The organism is Rudaea sp. 3F27F6, from assembly GCF_005503555.1.
GTDB lineage: Bacteria > Pseudomonadota > Gammaproteobacteria > Xanthomonadales > Rhodanobacteraceae > Rudaea.
Genome location: NZ_SCNG01000001.1, coordinates 594979 through 610402, shown reverse-complemented (window position 1 = coordinate 610402; position 15424 = coordinate 594979). Strand labels below are relative to the sequence as shown.

Genomic DNA, 15424 nt, shown 5'->3' with positions numbered 1-15424 from the left:
TCTTATCCGCATACGCGGAATGTGGAAAGCCGGTTGTTAGAGCAGGGTCGGCGGAGAGTGTGCGGAGATCACTTTGGCCATCGCCGCGGCGACGAAGTGATTGCCGGCGATCAGGTTGCCGTTCTCGGGCATGCCGGCGTTGCCGGCGAAATCGCTGCACTGGCCGCCCGCTTCGCGTACGAGCAGGATGCCCGCGGCCATATCCCACGGGTACAGGCCGGTCTCGAAATAACCGTCGAGGCGTCCGGCGGCGACATAGGCGAGATCGAGCGCGGCCGAGCCGGTGCGGCGGATGTCCTCGGCCTCGCCGAGCAGCGCGCGGGTCATGTCGAGCTGTGCGCCTAGGTGACGGCGCTGGCGATACGGAAAGCCCGTGCTGAGCAGCGCACCGCTGAGGCTGTCGCGGCGGGTGACGCGGATGCGGCGGTCGTTGAGGAAGGCGCCGTCGCCCTTGCTTGCGGTGAACATTTCGTCGCGCAGCGGATCGTAGACCACGCCGTAGACGAGGTCGCCGTGATCGCGGAAAGCGATCGACACGCAGAAATGCGGAAAACCGCGCAGGTAATTGTGCGTGCCGTCGAGCGGGTCGATGATCCAGACCTTGTTGGTCTTGCCTTTCTGACCCGATTCCTCGGCGAGAAAACCGTGATCCGGATAGGCGCGGCGCAGTTCTTTGATGATCTCGGCCTCGGCCAGCTTGTCGACTTCGCTGACGTAGTCGTGGCGCGATTTTTCCTCGACGTTGAGCCCCTCGACGCGATTGAGATGGCGCAGAATGATATTGCCGGCGGCGCGCGCGGCCTTGACCGCGACATTGACGGCGGGGCGTGGCATGGTGGAACTCCGATCGATGGCTGGTAAAGAACACACGTCAGGCCAGCGGCCTGCGCGACCGCGTAGATTATCACGCCGGAGGCCTGCGGCCTAGCGCCGAGGCGGCCGCCGGAGGCCGGCGCGCTTCGCGCGATTCCGCTTCGCGCATAATGGCGGCATCCGAAAAACAGCAAAATCAGGTTTCATGTCCGTGCCCGTTTCCAACCCGCAGCCTGCGTCGCCCGGCGCGCAAAATATCCGTTTCGTCCTCGTCCGCACCTCGCATCCCGGCAATATCGGCGCCGCGGCGCGCGCGATCCGCACGATGGGTTTCACCCGTCTAGTGCTGGTCGCGCCGCACAAGTATCCGCACGCCGACGCCACGGCGATGGCCGCAGGCGCGGACGACGTGCTCGAAAACATCGTCGTCGTGCCGACCCTGGACGAGGCGATCGCCGACTGCAATTTCGTGCTCGGCTGCACCGCGCGCCGGCGCGGCGTGTCCCTGCCCGAGATCGCGCCGCGCGACGCGGCGGCGCGCGTGGGCGAGGCGGCGGGAGAGGTGGCCGTGGTGTTCGGCAACGAGCGCACCGGCCTGGAGAACGAGGAACTGATGCGCTGCCATGCCGCCGTGCATATTCCCGCGGACCCGAGCTATTCCTCGCTCAACCTGGCTCAGGCCGTGCAGGTGCTGGCTTACGAGCTTCGACTGGCGCAGTTGGAAGCGCGGCCGATCGACAAAGCGGCTCCGAAATCCGATCCGCCGGCCACGGCCGAGCAGATGGAGTATTTCTTCGGCCATCTGTTCCAGACGCTCAACGACATCGACTTCCACAAAGGCCGCTCGCCCGTGACGATCGAGCAGCGCCTGCGCAAGCTATTTCAGCACGCGAGCCTCGACCAGCGCGAGGTGCGTATCCTGCGCGGCATTTTTGACGATGCGCAGAGAATGGCGAGGATGGTTAAAAGCCGGGATTAGGGAGGAGCCGGGATTCGAGATTGGGGATTCGGGATTCGGAAAATCCGCATCCCGGCACTTTTTTCTTGCGCCAGCGCGAAGACGTCGTTGGCTCTGCCGAATCCCCAATCCCGAATCTCTAATCCCTGCCTTCAACCCGTCTCGTCCGCAGACGCCGTCGCCTCGCCGAGGCGGCTGATGAGGATCTTGTCGATGCGTGCGCCGTCGAGGTCGACGACTTCGAAGCGGAAACCCGACCAATCGAAGTGTTCCGCGCAGGCCGGAATGCGGCCGAACTGCGCGATGACCATGCCGGCCGCGGTGCGGTAGTCGTCGTCTTTTTCGTGCGGGAGAGTGACGATGCCGGTCAGTTCGTGCAGATCGTCGATGCCGAGCGCCCCGTCGATCAGCCAGCTGCCGTCATCGCGCGTGACGATCGGTGCGTCGTCGCCGGGGCGCGCCTCGATCGCGGGCAGCGCGGCCTTGCCGACGACGGCGCCGAGCAGGTCGTTGAGGGTGACGAGACCTTCGATGTCGCCGTATTCGTCGACGATAAAGGCCATCGGCGTCGCCGCATCGCGCAGATCTTCGAGCAGGTCGAGCGCGCGCGCGGCGCCGGGCACGTAGACCGGTTTGGCCAAGGTGCGGAACAGATCGAACTTCGGCTCGCCGCCCTGGCGCAACTCGAGCACCTCGATAAGGTTTTTCACTTCGAGGATGCCGAGCACGTCCTGGTCGCTGCCGCGATAGACCGGGTAGCGCGAGTGCGAGGACTCGCGCATCACCGCGAGATTCTCGGCGAGCGGCGCGGTCACGTCGAGCCAGGCGATGCGCGGGCGCGGCGTCATCAGTGAATCGACACTGCGGTCGCCGAGGCGCAGCACGCGGTTGACCATATTGTGTTCGTCCGAGTCGATCACGCCCTGTTCGGCGCCTTCGGACACGAGCAGGCGGATTTCCTCTTCGCTGACGCGCGCTTCGCTGGCTTGGCCGACGCGGAACAACTGCAGCAGTTTGCGCGTGATCCAACTCAGCGAAAACGCGAACGGCAGGGCCAGCCAGGTCAGCGCGCGCATCGGGATGGCGACCGACGTGGCGAACTTTTCCGGCGCGACGAGGGCGAGGCGTTTCGGAATCAGCTCACCGAGCAGCATGTTGACGAAGGTGATGCCCGAGATACTCAGCGCGACGCCGAGCGGCAACGCATATTGGGCGAGGCCGGGCAGGTCGAGCGCATTGAGCCAGCGCGCGATTTCCGCGCCGATCGTGGCGCCGAGGGCGGTACCGGTGCCGATGCCGAGCAGGGTGATGAAGACCTGCACGGTGGACAGGAATTTTTCCGGCTGCTGCGCGAGTTCGAGCGCAACCTGGGCGCGCCGGCTGGTCTGGGCGAGTTGTTTGAGGCGCAGTTTGCGCGAGGTCATCAACGCCATTTCGCTCAAGGCGAAGAAACCGTTGAGCAGGGCCAGGAAAACGACCAGGACGACTTCGGTAATCATTCCGCAGCGGATGGGGAATCGAATCGCAGTGTAGCAGGCCCGTGCCCGGCGCTTCGTTGCGCTGCTGCAAATTTAGCCAAATCAAGTATTTGGCTTCGCGAATGGCCGTTGGGTCGCGGGTCTGGGCTAAAATGTCCGACCCAGCCTTGCTTCCGCGGCGCAACGAGACGATTCCACGGCATGAAAACCATTCTGGTCACCGGCGGCGCCGGCTTCATCGGCGGCAATTTCGTATTGGACGCCGTGCGCGACGGCCATCGCGTGATCAATCTCGACAAGCTGACCTATGCCGGCAATCTCGACACGCTCGCGCCGCTCGACGGCAATCCGGGCCACGTCTTTGCCCAGGGCGACATCGGCGATCGCGATTTCGTCGGCAAGCTGCTCGCCGAGCACAAGCCCGACGCGATCGTGAATTTCGCCGCCGAGTCGCACGTCGACCGTTCGATCGACGGCCCGGCGGCCTTCGTCCACACCAACGTCGTCGGCACACTCGGCCTGCTCGAAGCGACGATCAAGCATTGGCGCGCGCTCGGCGAGGCGGAGAAGTCGGCGTTCCGCTTTCTGCACGTCTCGACCGACGAGGTCTACGGTTCACTAGGCGCCGAGGGCAAGTTCAGCGAAACGACGGCGTATGCGCCGAACTCGCCGTACTCCGCGTCGAAGGCGTCGTCGGACCATCTCGTGCGCGCGTTCCACCACACCTACGGACTGCCGACGCTGACGACGAACTGTTCGAACAACTACGGCCCGTATCAGTTTCCGGAAAAACTGATCCCGCTGATGATCCACAAGGCGCTCGTCGGCGAGACCCTGCCGGTCTACGGCGACGGCAAGAACGTGCGCGACTGGCTGTTCGTCGGCGACCACTGCAGCGCGATTCGCCGCGTGCTCGACGCGGGCAGGCCCGGCGAGGTCTACAACGTCGGCGGCGACGCCGAGCGCGAGAACATCCACGTGGTCAGAACGATCTGCGCCCTGCTCGATGAGCGCCGGCCGCTGGCAGGCGGCGCCAAACGCGAGTCGCTGATCGGCTTCGTCAAGGACCGTCCCGGCCACGACCGTCGCTACGCGATCGACGCGTCCAAGCTCAAGCGCGAACTCGGCTGGAAGCCCGCGGAGAGTTTCGAGACCGGCATCGCCAAGACCGTCGACTGGTATCTCGCCAACGAAACCTGGGCGCAGCGCGTGCTCGACGGCAGCTATCGCATGGAACGTCTCGGCGCGGGTTGAAAGAAACGCAAAAGATTTCGACACGGATTACACGGATGAAGAGCAAAGAACACGGATATGTGCGGATAAAATTTGAAGGTTTTTGAGTTGCTCTATCCGAGTTCATCCGTGTAATCCGTGGCTAAAGCGCTTTTACTGGATTTGTATAAAATGGCAAAAACGGAAAAAGGCATCATCCTCGCAGGTGGCTCGGGCACGCGCCTGTATCCGTTGACCCAGGTGGTCAGCAAGCAGCTGTTGCCGGTCTACGACAAGCCGATGATCTACTATCCGCTGTCGACCCTGATGCTCGCCGGCATCCGCGACGTGCTCGTGATCAACACGCCGCACGAGCAGGCGCTGTTCCGCAGCCTGCTCGGCGACGGTTCGCAGTGGGGCATCTCGATCCGCTACGCGGTGCAGCCTTCGCCGGACGGACTCGCTCAGGCTTATCTGATCGGGCGCGACTTCGTCGATGCGAAGCCGAGCTGCTTGATCCTCGGTGACAACATCTTCTACGGCCACGGCCTCACCGAAGTACTGCGGCGCGCCGCCGCGCGTGAGCACGGTGCGACCGTATTCGGTTACTGGGTGCGCGATCCGGAGCGCTACGGCGTGGCTGAGTTCGCCGCCGACGGCAAGGTCTCCGGCCTCGAAGAAAAGCCGAAGCAGCCGAAGTCGAACTACGCCGTGACCGGCCTGTATTTCTACGACGGTCGGGCGAGCGATTTCGCCGCCGCGCTGAAACCGTCGCCTCGCGGCGAACTCGAGATCACCGACCTCAACCGCTGCTATCTCGACGACCGCTCGCTGATGCTCGAGAAGCTCGGACGAGGTTATGCGTGGCTCGACACGGGCACGCACGAGTCGCTGACCGAAGCCTCGAACTACATCGAGACGATCGAGAACCGCCAGGGCCTCAAGGTCTGCTGCCCCGAGGAGATCGCCTACCTGAGCGGCTGGATCGACGCCGAGCAGGTGTTGCGTCTCGCCGCGCCGCTCGCGAAGAACGGCTACGGACAGTATCTGCAGCAGTTGGCCAAGCAAGGGCGCAAGAATGAAATGGATTGAGACCGACCTGCCGGGCTGCTTCATCATCGAGCCGCAGGTATTCGGCGACGCGCGCGGCTATTTCTACGAAAGCTACAACGCGGAAAAGTATAAAAATGCCGGCATCGATCGCCGCTTCGTGCAGAGCAACGTGTCGCGCTCCGCGCGCGGCGTGCTGCGCGGGCTGCACTATCAGTGGCCGAATCCGCAGGGCAAGCTCGTCAGCGTGGTCGAGGGCGAGGTCTACGACGTCGCCGTCGACGTGCGCCGCGGCTCGCCCACCTTCGGTCGCTGGGCCGCGGCCGTGCTGACCGCCGAGAACAAGCGCCATTTCTGGATACCGGAAGGCTTCGCCCACGGCTTCGCCGTGCTTTCGGACTACGCCACCTTCACCTATCAATGCACCGCGCTTTACGACGGCGCCGCCGACGCGGGCATCCGCTGGAACGACGCCGACATCGCGATCGACTGGCCGCTCAGCGCGCCGCAGCTCTCGGAGAAGGACGCGAAGGCGCCGTTCCTGCGCGACGTGCCCGCGGAAAAGTTGCCGGGCTATACTCCGCCGGTTTGACGCCCAGCGGACGGCGGCGTTCGGGGCATCGCCAGGGGAAGCGGCATGCGTGTGGGGAAATGGGGTAGGGGGCTTTTCGTTTTCTTTTTCGCCGGCACGGCCGCGGCAGCGGAAGTGCCGCTGGCCGACTTTGCGCGCCATGCGCAATTTCGCAGCGTGAAGATATCGCCGGATGGCGACTATCTGGCGGCGAATTCGGTCATCAAGGGCAAGGCCGTGCTCTCGCTGATGCGCGTCAGCGATTTGAAGGGCGTCAACCTGAGCGCCAGCGAAGACAGTGAAGTGAGCGACTTCTGGTGGGTCGCACCGCATCAGGTGATGTACACCACGGGCGAGCAGAGCGTGCGGCGCGAGGCACCGTATCCGACGGGCGAACTCTATGTGGTCGACGCCGATGGCGACCACCACAAACTGCTTTACGGCGGTCAGCGCGGCATGGGTTATGTGGTCGGCGAGCTGATTTCTGTTTTGCCCGACGACCCCAAGCACGCGCTGATTTCGCGCGTGCGCTACGGCAGCCGTGAATCCTACGACACCCAGGCCGAAGCGCATCGCATCGACCTTGGCAACGGCCATACCGAACTGCTTGCCAAAGCGCCTCTGCGCAACGCCGAATTCCTTGCCGACAATGAAGGCAACGTGCGCGTCTCCTGGGGTGTCGGCACCGACTGGAAGCAAAAAGTATACTATCGCGCCGATGCGGCAGCCGAGTGGAAGCTCGTCTTCGACCGCAATCGCGACAAGCAGCCGGTCCTGCCGCGGCGTTTCGACCGCGACGGCAAGAACGTCTATGTCGAATGCGATGGTGCCAACGGCGTCGGCGGCATCTGCCGTTGGGATTTGGCCACGCACCAGTTGAACACGCTCTGGAGCGGCAGGGAGTCCGGTCCGATGCAACTCGTGCCGACGACCGACCGCAAGGACGTATTCGCGGTCACGTGGATGCCCGGAAGAGCTGCGCTCGACGTGCTCGACAAGAAAGCACCCGAAGCGAAAATGCTGATCGACCTCTACGGGAGTTTCCAGGGAGAGCGCGTCAGCCTCGGCGCGTCGACCCGCGACGGTCGCAAACGCATCGTCTTCGTCGACGGCGACGTCAACCCGGGCGAATTCTATCTATATGACAGCGAGAGCAAGCAACTTTCGAGGCTGCTCTCGGCGATGCCTTGGATCAACCCGGATGCGATGGCGCCGATGGAGCCGATCCAACTCGCCGCGCGCGACGGTTTGCGGCTGCACGGCTATCTGACGCGGCCGCCCGGCAAATCCGAAGCGAAGCACCTGCCGCTCGTCGTGCTGGTTCACGGCGGGCCGTATTTCGTCCGCGACGAATGGGGCTTCGATCCCGACGTGCAGGTGCTCGCAAGCCGTGGTTATGCCGTACTGCAGGTGAATTTCCGCGGTTCGGAAGGATACGGCGCCGCCTTTGCCAATGCCGGCGTCGGCGAATGGGGCGGCAAGATGCAGGACGACGTTACCGACGCCACGCGCTGGGCGATCAAGGAAGGCATCACCGATGCCGACCGCATCTGCATCTACGGCATCAGCTATGGCGGCTATGCCGCGCTGGAGGGCGCGGTGAAAGAGCCGGATCTCTACCGTTGCGCGATCGGCAGCGCCGGTGTCTACGATCTCAACGCGTTCGCCGAGCGCAGTGACGTGCAAGAGAGCAAGCAAGGGCGCGCTTATTTGAGCGAAGTGCTCGGCGAGGACAAGAACGATCTTGCGGCACGCTCGCCGATTACGCATCTCGACAAGCTCAAAGCGAAGGTCATGCTGATCGTGGGCGGTGCGGACCGGCGTGTGCCGCCCGATCAGGGACGGCGCCTGCACGAGGCGCTCGACGAACGCAAGATCGAGCACGAATGGTTCTATCGGCGCACCGAAGGCCACGGCTTCTACAACGAGAAATTCCGCACCGAGATGTACGAGAGGATGCTCGCGTTCCTCGACCGCAATATCGGTGCGGGCGCGCGTGTGGGTAAAGCGAAGGACGCGCCGTGACGGGAGTCCGGTACGTCGCCCAATTTTGCCAAACGGGTTTTCCAGTGGGTCAACGGTATTTCAATCAAAGGAGCAAGGGGTGAAAGTGATGAACAGGGGATGGTTGGCGATGTTTCTCGTCGCGGTGTCGGGTGTCGTTGTCGCGGAAGTTCCGGTCATGGACTTGGCGCGGCACCCTACCTACAAAGATGCGAAGATTTCGCCCGATGGGGACTATGTGGCGGTTACCGGCATCGTCGGCGAAAAGACCGTGCTGAGTCTGATCCGGCTCGCCGACAAGAGCGGTGTGAACGTCAATCCGCGCAACACCAACGAGGATGTCGGCAGTTTCGAGTGGGTCGCTCCCGATCGCGTGATGTACTCGGTCACCGTCCATTCCGGCACCGCGCTCAACCCGGCAGGCACCGGTGAGCTGTACACGGTGAAAGCGGACGGTACGGGCAGCGCCCTGATCTTCGGCGTGCGCGCAGGCAATGAGCGCCAATCCACGGGAACGAATATCCAGGTCGTGACGAGCGAGCGCGCGACGGGAGAATTGATTTCGCCGCTGCGTGACGATCCCACGCATGCGCTGATCGCCTCCTATCCGTGGCTCGGCACGGGCAACAGCAGCGATGTGAATCCGACCGCCTACAAGATCGATCTGCGCGACGGCAAGAAGGTGCGCATGTCCAGCTCGCCGCTGCGCGGTGCGAAATTTCTCGCCGACAACAAGGGCGTGATCAGGATGTACTATGGCAGTACCGACGACACGATTTTCATCGGCAAGGTGTTCTACCGCGATTCCGCCGACGGCGAATGGACGCAGGTCGCCGGTGGAAACGCGGAGGCGTTCGCGCCGATCCAGTTCGACCGCGGCAATGAATCGGTCTACGCGTATTGCAAGAACGGAAACAGCATCTGCAAATGGAACAGCAAGACGCGCAAGCTCGATACCTTGTGGACGTCGGCCGACGGTGCCAAAGGCTACCTGGTGCCGACGTTCGACGGCCTCGATGCTTTCGCGATACGCACGCATGCGGGCCGGCCGGCGACGGCCCTGCTCGACAAGAACGCGCCCGAAGCGGCCGCGCTCATTTCGGTGATGAAGCAGCTTCCGGGCGTCGACGTGGAGATCATCAACGCGACACGCGACGGCAAGAAGGCGATCCTGCTCGCGAGCGGCGGTGACGATCCCGGCGTGTTCTATCTCTACGAAACCGAGACGAAAAAGCTGACCGCACTGCTCGAACGCAGATCCTGGATCAAGCCGGGCCGGATGGCGCAAATGGAGCCGATCGCCCTGAAGGCGCGCGACGGCCTCGATCTGCATGGCTATCTGACCCTTCCGCCGAGCAAGGAGCAGGCGAAGAATCTGCCCACGGTCGTCATGGTCCACGGCGGTCCGTACGGAGTATTCGACGTGTGGGGATACGACTCCGACGTGCAGCTTTTCGCCACGCGCGGTTATGCGGTGCTGCAAGTGAATTTCCGCGGTTCGGGCGGTTACGACGGCGAATTTATCAAAGCAGGCTATCGCGAGTGGGGCAACAAGATGCAGGACGACGTGACCGACGCGACGCGCTGGGCGATCGACCGCGGCATCGCCGATGCCGGCCGCATCTGCATCTATGGCTCCAGCTACGGCGGCTACGCTGCGCTGCGCGGCGTCTCCAAGGAGCCGGACCTGTACCGCTGCGCGATCGGTTACGTCGGCATCTACGACCTGAATCTGTGGTCGCGGCGCAGCGACCTGATCGGTTCGGCCTCGTCCGAGGGATATCTGGACAATGTGCTCGGCAAGGACGCGACCGATCTCGCCGCGCGCTCGCCGGTCGGCTATGCGGACCGGATCAAGGCCAAGGTGATGCTCGTGGTCGGCGGCGCCGACGAGAGAGTGCCGAAGGCGCAGGGCGAGAGCATGCGCCTCGCGCTCGAAAAGGCCGGCAATCCGCCGGAATGGATTTACGAGCGTACCGAGGGCCACGGTTTCTACGACGAAAAGCACGTCGCTGATCTGTACGAGAAAATGCTTGCCTTTCTGGATAAGAATATCGGCTCCGGAAATAAGGCCGTGGAGAAAAAATGAAGATCCTGCTGCTCGGCGCGAACGGCCAGGTCGGTTTCGAACTGCAGCGCGCACTCGCGCCGCTCGGCGCGCTCGCCGCGGCGACGCGTGGCGGCAAGCTGCCGGGCGGCATCGATGGCCTGCGTGCCGACCTCGGCGACGCGGATTCGCTCGCTCAAGCGCTGCAGGGGGAGTCCTGGGACATCGTCGTCAATGCGGCCGCGTACACCGCGGTCGACCGCGCCGAGGACGAGGCGGAGCTTGCCGCGCGGATCAACGGCGAAGCGCTGGCCCAGATCGGCGCCTGGGCCGCGCGCAGCGGGGCGCTCGTCGTCCACTATTCGACCGACTACGTGTTCGACGGACAGGACGCGCGGCCATATCGCGAGGATGACGCGACCGCGCCGCTCGGCGTCTACGGGCGCAGCAAGCTTGCCGGCGAGACCGCGCTGCGCGAGGCGGGCTGTGCGCACCTGATCCTGCGCACGGCCTGGGTTTACGGCGCGCGTGGGGGCAACTTCCTGCGCACCATGCTGCGCCTGGCGCGCGAGCGCGACCGCCTGACCGTGGTCGACGACCAGCACGGCGCGCCGACCTCGAGCCGATTGATCGCGGCGACCACCGCCGCCGTGCTCAAACGCTGGTCCGATGGCGATGCGGCGGGCCGCGCAGGGTACAATGGCGCGTATCACCTGGCTGCGGCCGGGGAGACGACGTGGTGCGGATTCGCCCGGGCGATCGTGGCACGGGCGGCCGCGGCGGGGCTGATCCCGCGCGAAGTAGAGGTGGCGGCGATCCGCAGCGCGGATTTTCCGACCAAGGCGCGGCGCCCGGCCTATTCCGTGCTGGACACCTCGAAGCTGCGCGAGCGCTTCGGCGTGGTTCTGCCGGATTGGCGGTCCGGGCTCGACGCGGTGATCGGCGAACTGGCCGAAAACGGCGGCCACGCCGCCCAGTGAAAAGAGTGCGGTCAGGGGATGCCGCGAGAAAAGATGTGCGGCCGGCGACGGCCGTCGAAATGGAGACGTACCGATGTTGATTCCCGTAATCCTCTCCGGCGGCGCCGGAACCCGCCTCTGGCCGGTGTCGCGCAGCGCGTATCCGAAGCCGTTCATGCGCATGGCCGACGGCGAATCGCTGCTCTACAAGACCTTGACGCGTGCGCTGCGCGTGGCCAGCGAAGGCAACGTGCTCACCGTGACCGGGCGCGACTTCTACTTCCTCAACCGCGACGAATACGCGCGCCATCCGGGCGCGAACATCGACCGCATGCGCTTCCTGCTCGAACCGGCCGGGCGCAACACCGCACCGGCGATCGTGCTCGCCGCGCTGCACGTGCGCGAGCATTTCGGTGCGGACGCGTGCCTGCTGATCCTCGCCGCCGATCATCTGATCAACGATGTCGATGCCTTCGTCGCCGACGTCGCGCGTGCGCGGACGCTCGCGCAGGACGGCTGGCTGGTCACCTTCGGCATTCCGCCGCAGCATCCCGACACGGGTTTCGGCTACATCAAGCAGGGCGCGGCGATCGGCAACGGCGTGGAGAGGCAGATCGAAGCCTTCGTCGAGAAGCCGAGCCTGGACAAGGCGAAGGAATATCTCGCCAGTGGCGACTATGTGTGGAATTCCGGCATGTTCTGCTTCCGCGCCGACGCCCTGCTCGAAGCGGCGCAGCAGACCTGCCCCGACGTGCTGGCCGCTGCGCAGGCCTGCCATGCCAGCGCGCGCGCGCACGAGAGCCCGGTCGAGTACGACAAGGACAGCTTCCTCGCCCAGCCCGATATCTCGATCGACTACGCGGTGATGGAGCGTGCGCAACGCCGTGCGGTCGTCGCCGCGGGCTTCGACTGGAGCGACGTCGGTTCGTGGAAGGCGGTCAGCGAGATTCCGTCATCGACCCAGGCCGACGCGGCCGGCAACCGCGTGCACGGCAAGGCCGTCGTGGTCGGCAGCGAGAATTGCTACATCCAGAGCGACAAGCGCATCGTCGCCGTCGTCGGAGTGAAGGATCTCGTCATCGTCGATACGGGCGACGCCGTGCTCGTCTCCGATCGCGAGCACGTGCAGCAGGTCAAGCAGGTCGTCGAGCAACTGCGCGTCGACGACCATCACAGCGTACGCCATCACCAGACCGTGCACCGCCCGTGGGGCAGCTACACCGTGCTCGAGGACGAGAGCGACTGCAAGGTCAAGCGCCTTACGGTCAAGCCGGGCCAGGTGCTGAGCCTGCAGCTGCACCACCGCCGCAGCGAGCACTGGACCGTCGTCCAGGGCACGGCCAAGGTGCGCGTCGGCGACAAAGAATTCCTGCTCAACCGCAACGAGTCCTGCTACATCCCGGTCGAGACCCTGCATCGTCTGGAAAATCCGACCGACACCGATATCCACCTGATCGAGGTGCAGTGCGGCGATTATTTCGGCGAGGACGATATCGTGCGTCTCGAAGATCGCTACGGCCGCGTGCCGGTGCCGGCCAAGGCTTCCTAAGTTCGCGAATTCGAAATCCGTCGCTTCCGCGGACGCGGGAGCGACGCGCAAAAACAAAAACTACCGTCGGGAGAGAGAAATGAAAGTGTTGGCCGCGGCCGTGTCGCTGCTCCTCTGTGCACAGGCATCCGCCTCCGTGCCGCATCCGTTCGGCATCCACGATCTGGTCATGCTCGATCGCGTCAGCGATCCGCAGATTTCGCCCGACGGCAAGCGCGTCGCGTACCAGGTACGCGAAACCGATTACGAGAAGAACAAGGGCAAGAACGGCATCTGGTTGCTCGACCTGACCAACCCGAAGGCGGAAAGCCTGCGGCTGACCGATGCCTCCGTCAATGCGATGACGCCGCGCTGGTCGGCGGACGGCAGCGCGGTGTACTACCAGGACAAAGGCCAGATCTGGCGCCAGGAAGTCGCCGGTGCTTTCGACTCCCACGTCAAAGACGGAAAAGTCCTCGGCGTTCCCTACCACGCGGAGTTCGATCATCGCCAGCCCGCGGTGCAGGCGAGCAAACTCGCCCTCGACGTCAACGCCTACAAGTTTTCGGCGGACGGCAAACAGGTGCTGCTCGCGCTCGATATCCAAGAGGCATGCGCGAAGGATGCCGACCCGATTGCGTGCACGAAAAAGCACACCGACGACAAAGAAAAGAGCAAGGCCAGCGGGCGCGTCTACGACAAGCTCTTCGTGCGTCACTGGGACACTTGGGCCGACGGAAGCCGTTCGCAGTTGTTCGTCGCGCCGGTCGATGCGAGCGGAAAAATCGGCGCACCGAAGCTGCTGAGCCAGGGCATCGACGGCGACGTTCCCTCCAAGCCGTTCGGCGGCGACGACGAGTTCGCCTTCTCGGCCGACGGCAAGACCACCTACTTCAGCGTGCGCATTGCCGGCACGAGCGAGCCGTGGTCGACGAATTTCGACATCTACTCGGTGCCGAGCGACGGCAGTGCGGCGCCGAAGAATCTGACTCAGGCGAATCTCGCCTGGGATACTGCGCCCGTCGCGTCCGCCGACGGCAAGACGCTGTACTACCTCGCGATGAAGCGTCCGGGTTTCGAAGCTGACCGCTTCGCCATCATGGCGATGGACCTGACGAGCGGCGCGACGCGTGAGATCGCTCCGCAATGGGACCGTTCCGCGGGCGGCTTGAAGCTCTCGGCCGACGGCAAAACCTTGTTCGCGACTGCCGACGAAAACGGCGAGCATCCGCTGTTTGCGATCGACGTGGCGTCGGGCAAGGCGACCAAGATCGCCGGCGAAGGCGCGGTGCACGACTATGCGGTGCAGGGCGATACGATCGTGTTCTCACGCGCCACGCTGAAGACGCCTGCCGATCTGTTCCGCGTCGCCGCGCGCGGCGGCAAAGTCGCCGAGCTGACTAATCAGAACTCGACCAAGATGGCCTTCGTCGACACCGGCGCATTCGAACCGTTCACCTTCAAAGGCGCGAACGGCGACAGCGTACAGGGCTACGTGGTCAAGCCGGTTGGTTTCGACAAGAGCAAGAAGTACCCGGTCGCGTTCCTGATTCACGGCGGTCCGCAGGGCGCGTTCGGCAACGATTGGAGCTACCGCTGGAATCCGCAGACCTATGCGGGCCAGGGCTTTGCCGTCGTCATGATCAACTTCCATGGCTCGACCGGATACGGCCAGGCCTTCACCGATTCGATCTCGGGCGACTGGGGCGGCAAGCCGCTCGAAGACCTGCAGAAAGGCTGGGCTGCTGCGCAGGAAAAATATACTTTTCTCGACGGCGGCCGCGCCTGCGCGCTCGGCGCATCGTACGGCGGCTTCATGGTTTACTGGATCGCCGGCAAGTGGAACCAGCCGTGGAAGTGCCTGGTCGACCACGACGGCGTGTTCGACAACCGCATGATGGGCTACTCGACCGAGGAACTCTGGTTCTCCGAATGGGAGAACAAGGGTACGCCGTGGGACAAGCCGGAGAACTACGAGAAATTCAACCCGGTCAACTACGTCAAAGACTGGCGCGTGCCGATGCTCGTGATCCACAGCGAGAAGGATTTCCGCATTCCGGTCGAACAGGGCCTCGCCGCCTTCACCGCACTGCAACGTCGCGGCATTCCGAGCGAGCTGCTGACGTTTCCCGACGAGAACCATTGGGTGCTGAAGCCGCAGAACAGTGTGCTCTGGCACGATACGGTCAATGCCTGGTTGAAGAAGTGGACGGCGCCCTGACGTCACTATTTAGTGGTTTTGTTCTTCGATCTCTGAGGGCTGGATTTTCAATGGGGAGAGGGTTGGCGTTCACCCTGCTTCGGCTCTCTGTCCGTCATCCCCGCATGCTCTTGGCGGGGCTCTCAACAGCCGTAGGGCTGGTCATCCAGCGACTTTGCTTCTTCGGCTTGTCATTCCGGCGGAAGCCGGAATCCAGCTTTTGCTTTGCTTTGGTTTGTTTAAGAGCAGAGGCTTCCACTCGCCCTTTGGGCGAGCGGGTCACTTTCTTGTCTACAGCGACAAGAAAGTAACCAAAGAAACGCCGCCCCAGAACATTGCGCCCTACGCGCATCCTGCGCTCCGGGTCCGCGTCAGCGGCCGGGTTCCGCTAATTGCACATCCCTGTGCAATAGCGGAATCGGCGCGATCCATCGCGCCGACCCTGCGGGCCTTATCGACCGCTGCCGCCGCAATGTAATGGGGACCCGGAAAAGCCGGAGCAGCGCGCATCGTGCGCGCCGAAGCAAGAACGACCTTCGTAGACGGCGGCTTTTGATCTGTCTTTTGATCTCGGGTCCCCGTCAGCCGCGGCGAGGGCATGACG

At 64.0% G+C, this 15424-nt stretch carries 12 protein-coding genes; 9 read left to right on the top strand and 3 right to left on the bottom strand.

Annotation, left to right across the window (positions count from 1 at the left end):
- Positions 1 to 36: 36 nt before the first annotated feature.
- A complete protein-coding gene (locus FFS30_RS02535; RefSeq protein ID WP_137911537.1) occupies positions 37 to 834 on the bottom strand; it encodes an inositol monophosphatase family protein in 798 nt (265 codons plus the stop codon).
- Between the two features lie 184 nt (positions 835 to 1018).
- On the opposite strand from FFS30_RS02535, the gene FFS30_RS02530 reads away from it, so the two are divergent.
- A complete protein-coding gene (locus FFS30_RS02530) occupies positions 1019 to 1792 on the top strand; it encodes an RNA methyltransferase (RefSeq protein ID WP_137911536.1) in 774 nt (257 codons plus the stop codon).
- Between the two features lie 131 nt (positions 1793 to 1923).
- Here the strand turns inward: FFS30_RS02530 and FFS30_RS02525 are convergent, their stop codons facing one another.
- Positions 1924 to 3270, bottom strand: coding sequence for a hemolysin family protein (locus FFS30_RS02525; protein ID WP_137911535.1), 1347 nt, complete (start codon positions 3268 to 3270; stop codon positions 1924 to 1926).
- A gap of 180 nt (positions 3271 to 3450) precedes the next feature.
- Between FFS30_RS02525 and rfbB the strand changes: the two genes are divergently transcribed.
- The 8 genes from rfbB to FFS30_RS02485 all read left to right on the top strand — a co-directional run bounded on the left by rfbB (position 3451) and on the right by FFS30_RS02485 (position 14841).
- A complete protein-coding gene (gene rfbB, locus FFS30_RS02520; protein ID WP_137911534.1) occupies positions 3451 to 4503 on the top strand; it encodes a dTDP-glucose 4,6-dehydratase in 1053 nt (350 codons plus the stop codon).
- A 150-nt stretch (positions 4504 to 4653) separates the two neighbouring features.
- Positions 4654 to 5553: a glucose-1-phosphate thymidylyltransferase RfbA gene (gene rfbA / locus FFS30_RS02515; protein WP_137911533.1), complete on the top strand. Its 900-nt coding sequence runs from the start codon at positions 4654 to 4656 to the stop codon at positions 5551 to 5553.
- Positions 5540 to 6103 carry a dTDP-4-dehydrorhamnose 3,5-epimerase gene (rfbC, locus tag FFS30_RS02510; protein ID WP_137911532.1) on the top strand — a complete coding sequence of 188 codons (564 nt, stop codon included), beginning with the start codon at positions 5540 to 5542 and terminating at the stop codon, positions 6101 to 6103. The genes rfbA and rfbC overlap by 14 nt, the downstream gene beginning before the upstream one ends.
- A gap of 45 nt (positions 6104 to 6148) precedes the next feature.
- Positions 6149 to 8107, top strand: coding sequence for a S9 family peptidase (locus FFS30_RS02505; RefSeq protein WP_137911531.1), 1959 nt, complete (start codon positions 6149 to 6151; stop codon positions 8105 to 8107).
- An 88-nt stretch (positions 8108 to 8195) separates the two neighbouring features.
- Positions 8196 to 10175 carry a S9 family peptidase gene (locus FFS30_RS02500; RefSeq protein WP_249352271.1) on the top strand — a complete coding sequence of 660 codons (1980 nt, stop codon included), beginning with the start codon at positions 8196 to 8198 and terminating at the stop codon, positions 10173 to 10175.
- Positions 10172 to 11113 carry a dTDP-4-dehydrorhamnose reductase gene (gene rfbD / locus FFS30_RS02495; RefSeq protein WP_137911529.1) on the top strand — a complete coding sequence of 314 codons (942 nt, stop codon included), beginning with the start codon at positions 10172 to 10174 and terminating at the stop codon, positions 11111 to 11113. Before FFS30_RS02500 ends, rfbD begins: the two co-directional genes overlap by 4 nt.
- Before the next feature lie 73 nt (positions 11114 to 11186).
- Complete coding sequence (locus tag FFS30_RS02490; RefSeq protein ID WP_137911528.1) at positions 11187 to 12641, top strand: mannose-1-phosphate guanylyltransferase/mannose-6-phosphate isomerase; 1455 nt, start codon at positions 11187 to 11189, stop codon at positions 12639 to 12641.
- 79 nt (positions 12642 to 12720) lie between these two features.
- Positions 12721 to 14841 (top strand): S9 family peptidase, encoded by a 2121-nt coding sequence (locus tag FFS30_RS02485; RefSeq protein ID WP_137911527.1) that lies wholly within the window; start codon positions 12721 to 12723, stop codon positions 14839 to 14841.
- A 94-nt stretch (positions 14842 to 14935) separates the two neighbouring features.
- On the opposite strand, the gene FFS30_RS02480 is transcribed toward FFS30_RS02485, so the two are convergent.
- Positions 14936 to 15172: a hypothetical protein gene (locus FFS30_RS02480; RefSeq protein WP_137911526.1), complete on the bottom strand. Its 237-nt coding sequence runs from the start codon at positions 15170 to 15172 to the stop codon at positions 14936 to 14938.
- Positions 15173 to 15424: the final 252 nt, after the last annotated feature.